This is a genomic window from Acidovorax sp. GW823-FHT01C06, assembly GCF_058798375.1.
In genome coordinates, this window is sequence record NZ_JBXAKN010000001.1 from 156,205 (window position 1) to 171,548 (window position 15,344).

Here is a 15,344-nt window from a genome sequence, read left to right on the forward strand (position 1 = left end):
CCCAAGCCAGCGCCACCGTGGAACTGGCTTTGCCAGGCCACCGGTGCCGTCCCCCTCCCGCAGGAGAGGGGGAAGGCGCGAAGCGACTCGAGGGGGGCATTACCGTGGTGCCATGCGCAGGGCACCATCGAGGCGGATCACCTCGCCGTTCAGGTGCCCGTTGGTCACGATATGGCACGCCAGCTCGGCAAATTCCTCGGGCTTGCCCAGGCGCGGCGGGAAGGGGATGCTCGCGGCCAGCGATTGCTGCACGGCCTCGGGCAACTCCTTCATCAGCGGCGTGGCGAACAGGCCGGGCGCCACGGTGCACACGCGGATGCCGTGCTGCGCCAGGTCACGCGCCATGGGCAGCGTCATGCCCACCAGGCCGCCCTTGGAGGCGCTGTAGGCCTGCTGGCCCACCTGGCCGTCGAACGCGGCGGCCGAGGCGGTGAACATCATCACGCCGCGCTCGCCGTTGGGCAGGGGCTCCAGCTTGGCGCAGGCGGCGGCGAACAGGCGGCTCACGTTGTAGCTGCCGATCAGGTTGATGGTGACCACGCGCGTGAAGTCCTCCAGCGGCGCGGCGCTTCCGTCGCGCTGCACGATGCGCTTGGCGCTGCCGATGCCGGCCACGTTCATCAGGATGCGCGCGGGGCCGTGGGCCGCAGCGGCCTTCTCCAGCGCGGCGGTGACGCTGGCGGGGTCGGTGATGTCGCAGGCGCAGGCCACTCCGCCGATATCGGCAGCCACTTTCTCGGCAAGCTCGGCATTGCGGTCGAGCACGGCGACCTTGGCGCCCAGGCGGGCGAGTTCGCGGGCGGTGGCTTCACCGAGGCCCGATGCGCCGCCGGTCACGATGGCGGCTTGTCCTTGGATGTCCATGCTGTGTGTCCTTGAGAAAAATGGTGGGTGTGTCTTTGGCGTTCAGCGGCGCGGCACCAGCGTGCCGGGCAGCGTGCCGCCGTGCAGTGCGTCCACCACATGCGCGCGGTGTTGCAGCACGGCGCGCTGGTTGATGGAGCCCTTGTCGGTGATCTCGCCCTTGTCGAGCGAGGGCGGTTCGGCCATCAGGTGCGCGCGGGCCACGCGGGTGGCGCTGCCGGTGGACTCGGCCGCAAGCTTGTCCAGCACCTGCTGGAAGTGCTGCTGCACCGGGGCGCTGTGCAGCACCTCGTGCAGGCTGGCGCTCTCTGGCAGGCCGCTGAGCGTGCGGATGGTGGGGGTGGGCACGAGCAGCGCGCCGATCTCCTTGAGGTTGATGCCGGTGATGACCGCGTCCTGCACGTAGGGCGCGCAGGCCGCGATGATCTTGGCGCGCATGGGGCCCACGCTCACGAAGGTGCCGGTACTGAGCTTGAAGTCCTCGGCAATGCGGCCGTCGAACTTCAGGCCCTTGTTCGGGTCGGTCTCGTCGATCCATTTCACGGCATCGCCCGAGCAGTAGAAGCCCTCTTCATCGAAGGCGTCGCGCGTGGCTTCGGCATTGCGCCAGTAGCCGGGCGTGATGTTGGGGCCGCGGTAGCGCACCTCGACCTTGCCGTCCACCGGCACGAGCTTGAGTTCGAGCCCCGGCGTGGGCACGCCGATGTCGCCGGCCTGCACGTCGGGGCTGTTCACCGCCACGCAGAAGGGGCAGCCCTCGGTCATGCCCAGGCCCGTGTTCATCACGATGCGCTCGCCCACCTCGCGCTCGGCGCTCTCGAACAGCGAGTCCCAGATGGGCTGTGACAGCGCGGCGGCGGCAAAGAAGAACATCTTCACGCGGCTGAGCAGGTTCTTGCGCAGCTGCGCGTCGGTCTTCATGGTCTGCGCGATCACCTCGAAACCCGTGGGCACGTTGAAGTACACCGTGGGCGCGATCTCGCGCAGGTTGCGGATGGTCTCGGCCATGCCCTTGGGCGTGGGCTTGCCTTCGTCCAGGTAGAGCGTTCCGCCGTTGTAGATGACGATGCCGAAGTTGTGGTTGCCGCCGAAGGTGTGGTTCCACGGCAGCCAGTCCACCAGCACCAGGGGCTCCTCGGCCAGCACGGGCATGGACTGGTTCATCTGCTGCAGGTTGGCGGCCCACATGCCGTGCGTCACGATCACGGCCTTGGGCAGCTTGGTGGAGCCCGAGGTGAACATGAACTTGGCGATGCTGTCGGCCGTGATGGCGCCGTGCGCCGCATCCACGGCCGGCGTGGCAGGGGTGGCCAGCAGGTCGCTGAAGGCCACGGTGCTGCGGCCCGGGATGCTGCCGGTGCCCAGCACCACCTTGACGTCGGCGGCCACGGTGGCCTCGATGGCGCGCGCAAAGCGCGCGGCGTCGCTGGCGAACACCAGGCCGGGGGTCAGCGTGTCCAGCACATGGCGCAGCTTGTCGAAGTCCTGGCTGATGGTGGAGTACGCGGTGGAGACGGTGCACTGCGGCACGCCGGCCACCAGGCAGCCCAGCGACAGCAGCGCGTGGTCCAGGTCGTTTTCGCTCAGGATGGCCACGGGGCGCTCGGCGCTCAGGTGCATGTCGAGCAGGGCCTGGGCAATGCTGCGCGCGGCCTGCCAGGCCTGGCCGTAGGTGATGTGGAGCCACTCGCCCAGGCTGCCGTCGGCGTTCTTCACGCGCTGGGCCATCCAGGTGTGGTCGGGCACGGTCTGGGCCCAGTGCGCGAGCCGGTCGGTCAGGCGCAGCGGGTAGGCCTGCAGGTCTTGCGTGGCCCGCACGTAGACCACGCCGTTGTCTGCCTGGCGCGTGCTGACCTCGGTCACGCCAAAGCGCAGCGGACGGTAGCGGGGGGAAGGGTTGCTCGTCATGGGTGCGTGTCGGTGGGCTTGCGCGGGCGCGTGCTGTCTGTGCTATCTGTCCTGTCCGGGGCGCTGCGGTCAGCCCTTCTGGACCTTGGCGGCCTTGCCGTCGAGGAAGGCGCGCACGCGCGCCTTGGCCTCGGGGGCGCTCTGGGCGATGGCGGCCATCATGGCTTCGGTCATCAGCCCCTGGTCCGACGGCTGCTCGGCGATGCGCGGCAGCGCGTGCATCAGCGCGTAGTTGGTCAGCGGCGCATTCTGCGCAATGCGCTGGGCCAGCTCGAAGGCCTTGTCGAACGCGGTGCCTGTGGGCACGAGGTACTGCGCAAAGCCCACGCGCTCGCCGTCCACCGCGTTGTAGACGCGGCCGGTCATCATCATGTCGGTCATGCGCGCCGTGCCGATCAGGCGCGGGATGCGCACCGCGCCGCCGCCGCCCACGAAGATGCCGCGCGAGCCCTCGGGCAGCGCGTAGAAGGTGGACTCGTCGGCCACGCGGATGTGGCAGGCGCTGGCCAGCTCCAGGCCGCCGCCCACCACCGCGCCGTGCAGCGCGGCCACCACGGGCACGGGGCCGAACTGCACGCGGTCCAGCGCCGCATGCCACATGCGCGAGTGGTGCAGGCCCTGGCCCGCATCGCGCTCCTTCAATTCGGACAGGTCCAGGCCCGAGCAGAAGTGCTCGCCTTCGCCATCGATCACGGCCGCGCCCACGGTGGCGGGCAGGTTGTCCATCACGTCCCGCAGCGCCAGGATCAGGCCGTCGTTCAGGGCATTGCGCTTGGCGGGGCGGGCGAGGCGGATGACCGCGATGTCCTCGCGTTCGCCGCGGATTTCGAGGGAGATGTCGGAGTGCTTGGTCATGGTCATCGAGGTGAGTTGGAGAAATTATGGTTATCAAAAATAACTAAAACAAGGCCATGGAAGCGGTCTTTGCTAGGTGCTTTCCCTAGCTTTTCTGGGTGCTCATATGATTATGATAAATAACTAAAATGGCACCGATTCACAGCAAGGAACCGTCATGAACGCCTTCATCCCCTACGGCATTTACTGGTCGTCCCCGTTCGCCAAGTGGCAGGGCTCGCTGGCCAACCTCAACGCGCTGCCGCTGGCGGCCACGGTGGGCAAGCAGGCGCTGGCCGCGCGCGGGTACGACCTGGCGGCGGTGGACCTGGCGATCCTCGGCATCACCAACCCGCAAAAGGGCAGCTTCTACGGCCTGCCCTGGGTCACGGGGCTCATGGGCATCGATCGCGTGGCCGGCCCCACGGTGCAGCAGGCCTGCGCCACCAGTGTGCGCGCGCTGCAGATGGCTGCGCAAGAGGTGGCGTGCGGCACCGCCACCAGTGCGCTGCTGGTGATGGCCGACCGCCAGTCCAACGGCCCGGTGGTGTACTACCCCGATTCGAGCGGCACCGGCGGCTACGGCATCACCGAGCACTGGGTGCCCGACAACATGGGCCACGACCCCTACGCCAAGAACCCCATGCTGCAGACCGGCGAGAACGTGGCGGCGCGCTACGGCATCACGACCGAAGAGCAGCACGCGCTCAAGCTGCACCGCTACACGCAGTACCAGGCGGCGCTGGCCGACGACCGCGCCTTTCAAAAGCGCTACATGGCCGACGTGCCCGTCACCGATTCGAAATTCCGCAAGCAGACCGGCACGCTGAGCACCGACGAAGGCATCTTCCCGACCACGGCCGAGGGCCTGGCCAAACTGAAGCCGGTGAAAGAAGGCGGCACCGTGACCTTTGGCGGCCAGACGCACCCGGCTGACGGCAATGCGGGTGTCATCGTCACCACGCGCGAACGGGCGCGTGCCGTGGCTAGCGACCCTGGCATCGAGGTCGAGATCCTGGGCTTTGGCATGTCGCGCGTGGAGGCGGGCTTCATGCCCATGGCGCCGTCGCCAGCGGCGTTCAACGCCTTGAAGCACGCAGGACTGTCCATCGCCGACGTGCACGCCATCAAGACGCACAACCCGTTTGCGGTGAACGACATCGCGCTGGCGCGCGACACCGGCTTTGCGTGGGAGCGCATGAACAACTACGGCAGCTCCATCATCTGGGGCCACCCACAGGCGCCCACCGGCCTGCGCGCCATCATCGAACTCATCGAAGAGCTGGTGCTGCGCGGCGGCGGCGTGGGCCTGTTCACCGGCTGCGCCGCGGGCGACACCGGCTACGCCACCGTGCTGCGCGTGACCGACAGCAGAACCAGCACCACCCCCAAGGCCTGACCATGACGACCACTGCGACGACAACCAGCAACGAACATTCCTTTTCCGCCCCGCTGAACGCCTGGCTGGTCGACGGCGTGCGCACGCCCATGGTCGACTACTGCGGCCCGCTCGGCCATGTGTCGCCCACCGACATGGGCATCAAGGTCGCCCGCGCCGTGCTCGACAAAAGCGGCGTGCCCGCCGCCGACGTGAACTCGGTCATCACCGGCTCGATGGCGCAGGCCGACTTCGACGCCTTCGTGCTGCCGCGCCACATCGGCCTGTATGCGGGCGTTCCGCAGAGCGTGCCGGCCATCCTGGTGCAGCGCATCTGCGGCACGGGCTTCGAGCTGTTCCGCCAGGCCGCGGACCAGATCGCGCTGGGCTATGCCGACGTGGCGCTGGTGGTGGGCACCGAGTCCATGACGCGGAACCCGATCGCCGCGTACACGCACCGCACGGGCTTCAAGCTCGGTGCGCCGGTGGAGTTCAAGGACTTCCTGATGGAGGCGCTGATCGACACCGCTGGCCCGGTGACGATGATCGAGACCGCCGAGAACCTGGCCAAAAAATACGGCATCACCCGCGAAGACGTGGACGCATACGCGGCACGCTCGTTCGAGCGGGCGCTGCAAGCCCAGGCCGACGGCTTTCTGGCCGGCGAGATCGTGCCGGTGACGAGCGAGAAGTTCGAGCTGGCAGGCTACGCCACGCGCGGCATCACGCTGCCGCGCAAGGTGGCGCAGCTCGACCGCGACACGCACCCGCGCCCCTCGCCCATCGAGGCCCTGGCGGGGCTGCGCACTGTGTACCCCGGTGGCGTGCAGACGGCGGGCAACAGCTCGGCCCTGGTCGATGGCGCCGCGGGCGCCGTCGTGGCGAGCGACGCCTATGTGCAGCGGCGTGGTCTCAAGCCGCTGGCGCGCCTGCGGGGTGCCGCGGCCGTGGGCGTGGCACCTGAAACCATGGGCATCGGCCCGGCGCCGGCCATCCGTGCGCTGCTGGCGCGCACGGGGCTCACGCTCGCGGACATCGGCCTTTTTGAAATCAACGAAGCGCAAGGCGCGCAGACCTTGGCCGTGGGGCGTGAACTGGGCCTGGATCTGAACAAGCTCAACGTGAACGGCGGCGCCATCGCCCTGGGCCACCCGCTGGCCGCCACCGGCGTGCGCCTGACGGTGACGCTGGCGCGCGAGCTGCGCCGCCGCGGGCTGCGCTACGGTATCTCCGGCGCGTGCGTGGGCGGCGGGCAAGGCATTGCCTTGCTCATCGAGAACCCGGATGCTTGAAATTTAAGAGAAGCAGGGCTCAAGCGCTTATGGGATAAGCGCGAGCAGCTATCGAAGTAATAGTGTTCAATTGAAGGTCACCATGAAAATCATCACCGCAGCCCAGGCCGGGGCCCTGATCCCAGACAACGCCACCATCTTTCTGGGCGGCCTGGCCGTCTCCAGCCTGCCCGAGGAAGTGCTCAAGGGCGTGGAGAAGAATTTTCTCGACACCGGACACCCGAAGAACGTGACCACCTGGGCCTGCGGCGCCATCGGCAACAGCAAGGACGCGGGCATGGTGCACTTTGCCCACCCGGGCATGATCAAGCGCACCGTGGCGGGCCACTTCGGCCAGACCGGCGCCGAGATGATGAAGATGGTCTTCGACGGCGAGGTGGAGGCGTACAACTTCCCGCAGGGCAGCCTGTCGCACCTCACGCGCCACATCGCCAGCCGCAGCCCCGGGCTGCTGACCAAGGTGGGCCTGGGCACGTTCGTGGACCCCCGCATCGAAGGCGGCAAGCTCAACAGCAAGTCCACCGAAGACCTGGTCAAGCTCGTCGAATTCAACGGCGAGGAATGGCTGTTCTACCCCGCGCCCAAGGTCGATGTGGCCATCATCCGCGGCACCTTGGCCGATGAGAACGGCAACATCACGCTGGACAAGGAAGGCGTGCTGCTCGAGCAGATCAATATCGCCCACGCGGCCAAGGCCAGCGGCGGCATCGTGATCGCGCAGGTGGAGCGCATCGTCAAGGCCGGCAGCCTGCACCCCAAGTCGGTCAAGGTGCCGGGCGTGTCGGTGGACTACGTGGTGGTCAGCCAGCCCGAGAACCACATGCAGACCATCACCACGCAGTTCAACCCCGCGCTGTGCGGCGATGTGCGCGTGCCGCTCAACTCGCTGGCGCCCATGCCGCTGGACGAGCGCAAGGTGATCGCGCGCCGCACGGCGCTGGAGCTCACGCCCGGCGCCATCACCAACCTGGGTATCGGCATCCCGGCCGGCGTGCCGTCGGTGGCGGCGGAAGAGGGCGTGTCCGACCAGTTCACGCTGAGCGTGGAAAGCGGCATCACCGGCGGCATCCCGGCGCAGCTCGGGGACTTCGGCACGGCCTACAACGCCGACGCGATCATCGAGCAGTCGCTGCAGTTCGACTTCTATGACGGCGGCGGGCTGGACGCGAGCTTCCTGGGCCTGGCGCAGGCCGACAACCACGGCAACGTGAACGTGAGCAAGTTCAACGGCCGGCCCGTGGGCTGCGGCGGCTTCGTGAACATCACGCGGTCCACCAAGCACCTGGTGTTCTGCGGCACCTTCACCGCGGGCGGGCTGGAGGTGCAGGTGGCCGACGGCCAGCTCACCATCGTCAAGGAAGGCCGCTCGCGCAAGTTCATCGAGAAGGTCGAGCAGATCACCTTCAACGGGCTGGACGCCGCGCAGCGCGAGCAGAACGTGCTGTTCGTCACCGAGCGCGCCGTGTTCCGTCTGACCACCGAAGGCCTGGAGCTGACCGAGATCGCGCCCGGCATCGACCTGGAACGCGACGTGCTGGCGCACATGGGGTTCAAGCCCCTGATGCGCGATGTGAAGATGATGGACCCGGGCCTGTTCCGTGCCCAGTGGGGCGGGCTGGCGCAGGCAATGGCCGCCAAGGCCAGGTCCGCTGCCTGATACGGAACGGAGCAACCCTGCGCGGGCTCTCAGGAGGCGGGGTCCGGCGAATAGACCTTCTGCAGCAACCGGATCAGCGTCTTGCGCTCGGCGGCGGTCAGGCCCGCCGTGGCGTCCACTTCCAGCTGGGCGGCGGTCTCCTCGGCCTGCGCGGTCAGCTCCACCCCCGCGGGCGTGAGGTGCACGCCCATGGCGCGCCCGTCGCTGGGGTGCGGGCGGCGCTCGATCAGCCCGCGCCGCTCCAGCGCGGCGATCAGTCCCACCAGGTTGGGCGGCAGTACATTGAGCGTGGCGCACAGCTGGCGCGAGGTGATGCCCGGGTTGTGGGCCACCAGCGACAGCACGGAAAACTCCACCACCTTCAGGCGGTACACCGCCATGCGCTCCATGAACACCTCGATGACCGCCAGCGACGCACGGCGCGCGTTGTAGCCCACCAGCGTGCGCAGGAAGCTGGTGTCCACGGCCTCCGGCGTGGAGAGCGCGGTGGCGGGGGGCGGTGGGTTTCTGAAGGGGCGGGCGCTGGACATGGGGCGATGGGTGCCGGAGCAAGGTCGGGTTTGGCGACGCATCGGGCAAGACCACTTTCTGACTCCCTTTCGCCGCTGCTGCTTATTTTATATACATCTTTTGCTACTAAAAATATAGCTATATCGCGAAATCGAAAAACGCGGCTCCACCCGCCTCAAGCGGGGCTGCGCAGCACGCGGCGGTATTGCACGGCCTCGGCCACATGGATGACCTCGGTGGTGGGCGAGCCCGCCAGGTCGGCGATGGTGCGCGCCACCTTCAGCGCACGGTGCGTGCTGCGGGCCGACCATCCCAGCCGCGCGGCGGCGGTGTTCAGGAATCTGGCGGCCGCATCGTCCAGCCGCAGGTGCGTGTCGATCTCCTGGCCCTGCAACGCCTGGTTGGCCTTGCCCTGCCGCGCCAGCGCCAGGGCGCGGGCATGTTCCACCCGCCCGCGGATGGCGGCGGTGGGCTCGCCCGCGGGGGCCTGCACCAGTTGCTCGGCGGGGAGGGCGGGCACCTCCACATGCAGGTCGATGCGGTCCAGCAGCGGGCCGCTGAGCTTGCCCTGGTAGCGGTTGATCTGGTCGGGCGTGCAGCGGCACGCGCGTTGCGTGGACCCGAGAAAGCCGCACGGGCAGGGGTTCATCGCCGCGATCATCTGAAAGCGCGCGGGGAAGTCCGCGCGCTGCGCGGCCCGCGAGATGGTGATGTGGCCCGTCTCCAGCGGCTCGCGCAGCGCCTCGAGGGCGGCGCGGGGAAATTCCGGCAGCTCGTCGAGGAAGAGGACGCCGTGGTGGGCCAGCGAGATTTCGCCCGGCCGGGGCGGCGATCCACCTCCGACAAGGGCCACCGCGCTGGCCGTATGGTGGGGCGTGCCCGTGGGCCGTTGCCCCCACAGTTCGGGGCGGAACCGCCCGGCCAGGCTGGCGATCGCTGCGCTCTCCAGCGCCTCGTCCACCGTCATGGCCGGCAGCAGCCCGGCAAAGCGCAGGGCCAGCATGGACTTGCCCGAGCCCGGCGGGCCGGCCATCAGGACACTGTGGGCTCCGGCGGCCGCGATCTCCAGCGCGCGCTTGGCCGTGGCCTGGCCTTTCACGTCGGCCATGTCCAGGGAGGCGGCTGCGGCCGCCATCGGCGTGGCTTGCAGGCGGGTCCAGCCATCGTTGTCCACGGAGGCATCGCCCGCCGCGGCGCTGCCCGGTGGCAGGAAGGCGCGCACCACGTCCAGCAGGTGCCGGGCGCGCACCACCTGCGCGGCGGGCACGAGGGCGGCCTCTTCGGCGCTGCCGGGCGGCAGCACCAGCACGGCGCTGATCTGCTGCGTCTGCAGCGCGAGGCTCGTGGCCAGCGCGCCGCGCACCGGCCGCAGTTCGCCCGACAGCGACAGCTCGCCCGCGAATTCGTGCCCCGGCAGGCGGGCGCCGTCCAGCTGCCCGCTGGCCGCCAGGATGCCCAGCGCGATCGGCAGGTCGAACCGGCCGGAATCCTTGGGCAGGTCGGCGGGGGCGAGGTTGACGGTGATCCGCTTGTTGTGGGGGAACTCCAGCCCCGCGTTCTGCAGTGCCGACCGCACGCGCTCGCGCGCTTCCTTCACTTCCACTTCGGCAAGGCCCACCAGGGTGAAGCTGGGCAGGCCGTTGGCCAGGTGCACTTCGACAGTGACGGACGGCGCCTGCAGCCCCAGAAGGGCGCGGCTTTGCACCAAAGCAAGACTCATGAAGCGATTCCTCCCCAGATGGGTGCGTTTTATGGCGTTCCCGCGCGGGCCCTTGGCGCCATGCACCAATAGCGTGCGTATGGCCGTGGCACGGTGCTGATGCCCACTGTACCGGGGATCGTTGTAACGCGAAGCAACGGCGCGCGCGGATGTATTGCGCCGCGTGGCACGGTCCGTGCTTAAAGCGCTCGTCCCTACTTTGTCCAACCGGAGGAAACATGACCCGCGCCATCATCAAGACCCTGGGCGTTGCCCTTGCAGCATCCCTTCCCCTGCTGGCCAGCGCCCAGCTCACCGGCAACGTCAGCCTGACCACCAACTACAAGTTCCGTGGCCAGGACCAGGACGCCTCCAAGGCCAAGGCCCTCAAGCCCGCGCTGCAAGGCGGTTTTGACTATGCCTTCGGCGAATCCGGCTGGTACGTGGGCAACTGGAATTCCAGCGTGGACTGGCTGGCCAACAACTCGCTCGAAGCCGACCTGTACGGCGGCTACAAGTTCAAGGCCGGCGGCGCCGACCTGGACCTGGGCGCGCTGACCTACATCTACCCCGGCAATGCCAACGGCAACACCACCGAGCTGTATGGCGCGGCCACCATGGGCCCCTTCACCGCCAAGTATTCGCACACCATCTCCAAGGACTACTTCGGCTGGGCCGGCGCCAAGTCCGGCTCGGGCCTGAAGGGCCGCAACACCGGCTACCTGAACCTGGCGTTCGCCCAGGAAGTGGCTCCCAGCGTCACCCTGAAGGCCTCGGTGGGCTTCACCCGCTTCGCCAGCGACATCAAGGACCTGGGCGTGCCCAACTACATGGACTACAGCGTGGGCGGCGCGTATGACTTCGGCAGCGGCCTGTCGCTGGGCGCCGCCGTGGTGGGCGCCAACAAGAAGGCCTTCTTCGGCCACGTCAACAAGTCGCGCGTGATCGTCACGCTCACCAAAACCCTGTAAGCAAGTCTCGATGGGCGCCGGGTGCGCCCATCGTCGGAGGAACCAAAATGAAAATGGTGACAGCCATCATCAAGCCCTTCAAGCTCGACGAGGTGCGTGAAGCACTCTCGGACATCGGCGTGCAAGGCATCACGGTGACCGAGGTCAAGGGCTTCGGCCGCCAGAAGGGCCACACCGAGCTGTACCGCGGCGCGGAGTACGTGGTCGACTTCCTGCCCAAGGTCAAGATCGAGGCCGCCGTGGCGGATGACCTGGTGGACCGCGTGATCGAGTCCATCGAAAGCGCCGCGCGCACCGGCAAGATCGGCGACGGCAAGATCTTCGTGACCCACCTGGAGCAGGTGGTGCGCATCCGCACTGGCGAAACCGGCAAGGAAGCCCTGTAAGGGCCCGGCCGCATCACACCCAAGAAGAGAAACGCCATGAAAAAACTGCTTGCTTCCTTCATTCTGGGGCTGGGCCTGCTGACCATGGGCAACCTGTCCCTGGCCCAGGCGCCCGCCGCCTCCGAGCCGGCCGCCGCCGCGCCCGCTGCGGCGGCCGCTCCCGCCGCTGAAGCCCCTGCGGCTGCCCCTGCTCCCGCGGCCGCCGCTGCACCGGCCGCCGCCGCCGAAGCCCCCGCTCCGGTCCCCAACAAGGGCGACACCGCCTGGATGATGACCTCCACCATCCTCGTGATCCTGATGGTCCTGCCCGGCCTGGCGCTGTTCTACGGCGGCCTGGTGCGCAGCAAGAACATGCTGTCCGTGCTGATGCAGGTGATGGTCACGTTCTCGCTGATCGTGGTGCTGTGGTTCATCTACGGCTACAGCCTGGCCTTCACCGAGGGCGGCGCCTTCATCGGCGGCTTCGACCGGCTGTTCATGAAGGGCATCTGGGACAACGCCGCCGGCACGTTCGCCAACGCCGCCACCTTCAGCAAGGGTGTCGTGATTCCGGAAGTGGTGTTCGCCGCCTTCCAGGCCACGTTCGCCGGCATCACCTGCGCCCTGATCGTCGGTGCGTTCGCAGAGCGCATCAAGTTCAGCGCCGTCATGATGTTCATGGTGCTGTGGTTCACCTTCAGCTACCTGCCGATCGCCCACATGGTGTGGTTCTGGATGGGCCCTGACGCATACGCCTCCAAGGAAGTGGCCGACGCCATGACCGGCAAGGCCGGCCAGATCTGGCAGTGGGGCGCGCTGGACTTCGCCGGCGGTACCGTGGTGCACATCAACGCCGCCGTGGCGGGCCTGGTGGGCGCGTTCATGGTGGGCAAGCGCATCGGCTACGGCAAGGAAGCCATGGCGCCCCACAGCCTGACGCTGACCATGGTCGGTGCCTCGCTGCTGTGGGTGGGCTGGTTCGGCTTCAACGCCGGCTCCGCCCTGGAAGCCAACGGCTTTGCCGCCCTGGCCTTCATCAACACGCTGGTGGCCACCGCCGCCGCCGTGCTGGCATGGTCCATCGGTGAAGCGCTGATGCGCGGCAAGGCGTCGATGCTGGGTGCCGCGTCGGGTGCCGTGGCCGGCCTCGTGGCCATCACGCCCGCTGCCGGCAACGTCGGCATCGGCGGTGCGCTGGTGATCGGCCTCGTGGGCGGCTTTGCCTGCCTGTGGGGTGTGAACGGCCTCAAGAAGCTGCTGGGCGCGGACGACTCGCTCGACGTGTTCGGCGTGCACGGCATCGGCGGCATCGTGGGTGCCCTGCTGACCGGCGTGTTCAATGCGCCTGGCCTGGGTGGCCCCGGCTACGTGGCCGACTGGGTGACCGCCACCATGGTGACCTCCGCCGACTACTCCATCGCCGCCCAGGTGTGGACCCAGACCAAGGCCGTGCTGCTGACCATCGTGTGGTCGGGCGTGGTTTCCTTCGTGGCCTACAAGATCGTCGACCTGACGGTGGGCCTGCGTGTCTCGGAAGAAGACGAACGCGAAGGCCTGGACATCACCTCGCACGGCGAAACAGCGTACAACCGCTGAAGCAGGCCGGTGCGCCCGACGCGCCGCGGTGTCTGGTGGCACCGTGGCGTCGCAACAAGAACAAGCGAGTCGCTCCTTTGGTTGTTGAACCCGCCGGCAACGGCGGGTTTTTTTCGTACCGGGCGGGGGACTTGCTTGTCTGCATTCTGTTCTGGCACGCACGCCCAGAGCACACGTCCGCAGACATCCCTCCCGGCGGTCCCGAGCCATTTGCACGCGCGCTGTTCAAAAAATTCACGCGCTCTCCGCGTGGCGCCGGACATCGCTGGAGCTACGATGCAAGGCATGGACCTCGCCCTTGCCCAGATCGCCGACCGTGTGCGCACCGCCGCCGCCGACCAGACCCCCTTGCGCATCCGGGGCGGGGGCACCAAGGACTTCCATGGCCTGGCGCTGCATGGCGAGGTGCTCGACACCCGCGTGCTGCGCGGCATCGTGAGCTACGAGCCCAGCGAACTGGTCGTCACCGTGCGCGCGGGCACCCCGCTGGCCGAGCTGGAGGCCACGCTGGCCGAACAGGGCCAGTGCCTGCCCTTCGAGCCCCCGCACTTCGCCAAGACCCCGCCGGATGCCGCCACCGTGGGCGGCATGGTGGCGGCCGGCCTGTCGGGGCCGGCCCGCGCCAGCGTGGGCGCGGTGCGCGACTATGTGCTGGGGGTCACGCTGCTCAACGGCCGGGCCGAGCTGCTGAGCTTTGGCGGGCAGGTGATGAAGAATGTGGCGGGCTATGACGTGTCGCGCCTCATGGCCGGCGCCTGGGGCACGCTGGGCCTGCTCACCGAGGTCAGCCTCAAGGTGCTGCCGGTGGCCCCGGCCGAGGCCACGCTGCGCTTCGAATGCAACCAGGCCGATGCCTTGCGCAAGCTGCACGCCTGGGGCGGCCAGCCCCTGCCGCTCAACGCGAGCTGCTGGGTGCAGGACACGGGCACGGGCACCCTCTACGTGCGCCTGCGCGGGGCCGTGGCCGCCGTCGAGGCCGCGTGCAAGACCATGGGTGGCGTGCGCATGGACGACAGCGCCGCCGTGGCTGCCGATTGGGCCGCCTGCCGCGAACAGACCCTGCCCTGGTTCAGCGACCGCGCCCAGCGCCCCGGCCACGCGCTGTGGCGCCTGTCCCTGCCGCCCACGGCCCCCGTGCTCCAACTGCCTGCGGCGGCCCAGCCGCTCATCGAATGGCACGGCGCCCTGCGCTGGGTGCAGGCGCCGGAAGCGGCGGGCGATGCCCTGCGCGAGGCCGCACGCGCGGTGGGCGGAAGTGCTTCTGTTTTCATAGCTTCCAGCGCAGGTGCATCAAGCGGTAGCGGCCAGTTTGGCTTGAAATCCAGTGCGCTGGAGCAGATCCACGCGCGCCTCAAGCACAGCTTCGACCCCGCGGGCATCTTCAACCCCGGGCGCATGGCCCGCGCCTGGTAAGCCACGCGCCAGCCTGCGGCACCCATGCGACGCCTGCGCCATCTCACCGGACACCACCGCACGGTGGCGAGCAACCGCGTGCTGGGCCTGCTGCTGGCCTTCAATGCGGGCGCGGTCAATGCCGGGGGGTTCCTGGTGGTGCACCTGTACACCTCGCACATGACCGGCTTTGTCTCGATGCTGGCCGACAACCTCGTGCTGGGCAACATGGCCCTGGTGCTGGGCGCGGTGGGGGCGTTGCTGGCCTTCGTCAGCGGCGCGGCCACCACGGCCGTCATGGTCAACTGGGCGCGCCAGCGCAAGCTGCACAGCAGCTATGCGCTGCCGCTGCTGGTGGTGGCGGTGCTCATGCTGGTGTTCGGCCTGGTGGGCGCCATCACGCTCAACTGGCGCACGCCGTTCGCCGTGCCCACCACGGTGCTGCTGCTGTCGTTCATCATGGGCCTGCAGAACGCCACGGTGACCAAGATGTCCTCGTCCCAGATCCGCACCACGCACATGACCGGCGTGGTGACCGACCTGGGCATCGAGCTGGGCAAGATGCTCTACTGGAACCGCACCGGCACCGCGCCGGAATCCCAGGTGCGCGCCAACCAGGCCCGGCTGCGGCTGTTCGCGGGGCTCGTGGCGATGTTCCTCGTGGGAGGCGTTGCCGGGGCCGCTGGCTTCAAGCACGTGGGCTTCGTGTTCGTGGTGCCGCTGGCGCTGGTGCTGCTGGGGCTGTCGCTGCCCCCCTTGTGGGCCGACCGCGCGCGCCTGCGCCACCCCTTGCGCAAGGCGCTGCCGCTGGAGCCGCCGCTCACCCCGCCGCCCGCGCTCTGAGCGTTTCCGGCCCTGTTTTACCTTCCCCTGTCCAG

13 protein-coding genes are annotated in these 15,344 nt (G+C 68.6%); 8 read left to right on the plus strand and 5 right to left on the minus strand.

What is annotated here, in order from left to right:
- Positions 1–99: 99 nt before the first annotated feature.
- From AC1RCS_RS00705 to AC1RCS_RS00715, 3 genes are all read right to left on the minus strand, one after another.
- Complete coding sequence (locus AC1RCS_RS00705; protein WP_492244752.1) at positions 100–864, minus strand: SDR family NAD(P)-dependent oxidoreductase; 765 nt, start codon at positions 862–864, stop codon at positions 100–102.
- A gap of 42 nt (positions 865–906) precedes the next feature.
- Entirely contained in the window at positions 907–2,772 is a 1,866-nt protein-coding gene (locus AC1RCS_RS00710) for a feruloyl-CoA synthase (protein WP_492244751.1), read from the minus strand.
- Between the two features lie 69 nt (positions 2,773–2,841).
- Positions 2,842–3,627 carry a crotonase/enoyl-CoA hydratase family protein gene (locus tag AC1RCS_RS00715; protein ID WP_218339163.1) on the minus strand — a complete coding sequence of 262 codons (786 nt, stop codon included), beginning with the start codon at positions 3,625–3,627 and terminating at the stop codon, positions 2,842–2,844.
- Between the two features lie 157 nt (positions 3,628–3,784).
- Here AC1RCS_RS00715 and AC1RCS_RS00720 point away from each other — a divergent pair, with 157 nt between their 5' ends.
- From AC1RCS_RS00720 to AC1RCS_RS00730, 3 genes are all read left to right on the plus strand, one after another.
- Positions 3,785–5,005: a thiolase family protein gene (locus tag AC1RCS_RS00720; RefSeq protein WP_492244750.1), complete on the plus strand. Its 1,221-nt coding sequence runs from the start codon at positions 3,785–3,787 to the stop codon at positions 5,003–5,005.
- Positions 5,006–5,007: 2 nt separating this feature from the next.
- Positions 5,008–6,276: a thiolase family protein gene (locus tag AC1RCS_RS00725; RefSeq protein WP_492244749.1), complete on the plus strand. Its 1,269-nt coding sequence runs from the start codon at positions 5,008–5,010 to the stop codon at positions 6,274–6,276.
- 82 nt (positions 6,277–6,358) lie between these two features.
- A complete protein-coding gene (locus AC1RCS_RS00730) occupies positions 6,359–7,933 on the plus strand; it encodes an acyl CoA:acetate/3-ketoacid CoA transferase (RefSeq protein WP_369641101.1) in 1,575 nt (524 codons plus the stop codon).
- A 29-nt stretch (positions 7,934–7,962) separates the two neighbouring features.
- On the opposite strand, the gene AC1RCS_RS00735 is transcribed toward AC1RCS_RS00730, so the two are convergent.
- Together AC1RCS_RS00735 and AC1RCS_RS00740 are read right to left on the minus strand one after the other, a co-directional pair.
- Positions 7,963–8,463: a MarR family winged helix-turn-helix transcriptional regulator gene (locus AC1RCS_RS00735; protein WP_218339159.1), complete on the minus strand. Its 501-nt coding sequence runs from the start codon at positions 8,461–8,463 to the stop codon at positions 7,963–7,965.
- Between the two features lie 155 nt (positions 8,464–8,618).
- The gene (locus AC1RCS_RS00740) at positions 8,619–10,163 is read right to left on the minus strand and encodes a YifB family Mg chelatase-like AAA ATPase (protein ID WP_218296612.1); all 1,545 of its coding nucleotides are present in this window, start codon (positions 10,161–10,163) and stop codon (positions 8,619–8,621) included.
- Positions 10,164–10,381: 218 nt separating this feature from the next.
- Between AC1RCS_RS00740 and AC1RCS_RS00745 the strand changes: the two genes are divergently transcribed.
- The 5 genes from AC1RCS_RS00745 (at position 10,382) to AC1RCS_RS00765 (ending at position 15,309) form a co-directional block, all read left to right on the plus strand.
- Positions 10,382–11,113 carry a TorF family putative porin gene (locus AC1RCS_RS00745; protein ID WP_218296613.1) on the plus strand — a complete coding sequence of 244 codons (732 nt, stop codon included), beginning with the start codon at positions 10,382–10,384 and terminating at the stop codon, positions 11,111–11,113.
- A 47-nt stretch (positions 11,114–11,160) separates the two neighbouring features.
- On the plus strand, positions 11,161–11,499 hold the full coding sequence (gene glnK, locus AC1RCS_RS00750; protein WP_010466918.1) for a P-II family nitrogen regulator: 339 nt from the start codon (positions 11,161–11,163) through the stop codon (positions 11,497–11,499).
- A 36-nt stretch (positions 11,500–11,535) separates the two neighbouring features.
- Positions 11,536–13,074, plus strand: coding sequence for an ammonium transporter (gene amt / locus AC1RCS_RS00755; protein WP_492244748.1), 1,539 nt, complete (start codon positions 11,536–11,538; stop codon positions 13,072–13,074).
- A 276-nt stretch (positions 13,075–13,350) separates the two neighbouring features.
- Positions 13,351–14,487, plus strand: coding sequence for a glycolate oxidase subunit GlcE (gene glcE, locus AC1RCS_RS00760; RefSeq protein ID WP_492244747.1), 1,137 nt, complete (start codon positions 13,351–13,353; stop codon positions 14,485–14,487).
- A 24-nt stretch (positions 14,488–14,511) separates the two neighbouring features.
- Positions 14,512–15,309 carry a YoaK family protein gene (locus AC1RCS_RS00765; protein ID WP_218296616.1) on the plus strand — a complete coding sequence of 266 codons (798 nt, stop codon included), beginning with the start codon at positions 14,512–14,514 and terminating at the stop codon, positions 15,307–15,309.
- Positions 15,310–15,344: the final 35 nt, after the last annotated feature.

Coding starts and splice junctions, on each gene's coding strand:
- AC1RCS_RS00705 (WP_492244752.1), bottom strand. CDS start 864: ATGGACATCCAAGGACAAGCCGCCATCGTGACCGGCGGCGCATCGGGC.
- AC1RCS_RS00710 (WP_492244751.1), bottom strand. CDS start 2,772: ATGACGAGCAACCCTTCCCCCCGCTACCGTCCGCTGCGCTTTGGCGTG.
- AC1RCS_RS00715 (WP_218339163.1), bottom strand. CDS start 3,627: ATGACCAAGCACTCCGACATCTCCCTCGAAATCCGCGGCGAACGCGAG.
- AC1RCS_RS00720 (WP_492244750.1), top strand. CDS start 3,785: ATGAACGCCTTCATCCCCTACGGCATTTACTGGTCGTCCCCGTTCGCC.
- AC1RCS_RS00725 (WP_492244749.1), top strand. CDS start 5,008: ATGACGACCACTGCGACGACAACCAGCAACGAACATTCCTTTTCCGCC.
- AC1RCS_RS00730 (WP_369641101.1), top strand. CDS start 6,359: ATGAAAATCATCACCGCAGCCCAGGCCGGGGCCCTGATCCCAGACAAC.
- AC1RCS_RS00735 (WP_218339159.1), bottom strand. CDS start 8,463: ATGTCCAGCGCCCGCCCCTTCAGAAACCCACCGCCCCCCGCCACCGCG.
- AC1RCS_RS00740 (WP_218296612.1), bottom strand. CDS start 10,163: ATGAGTCTTGCTTTGGTGCAAAGCCGCGCCCTTCTGGGGCTGCAGGCG.
- AC1RCS_RS00745 (WP_218296613.1), top strand. CDS start 10,382: ATGACCCGCGCCATCATCAAGACCCTGGGCGTTGCCCTTGCAGCATCC.
- glnK (WP_010466918.1), top strand. CDS start 11,161: ATGAAAATGGTGACAGCCATCATCAAGCCCTTCAAGCTCGACGAGGTG.
- amt (WP_492244748.1), top strand. CDS start 11,536: ATGAAAAAACTGCTTGCTTCCTTCATTCTGGGGCTGGGCCTGCTGACC.
- glcE (WP_492244747.1), top strand. CDS start 13,351: ATGCAAGGCATGGACCTCGCCCTTGCCCAGATCGCCGACCGTGTGCGC.
- AC1RCS_RS00765 (WP_218296616.1), top strand. CDS start 14,512: ATGCGACGCCTGCGCCATCTCACCGGACACCACCGCACGGTGGCGAGC.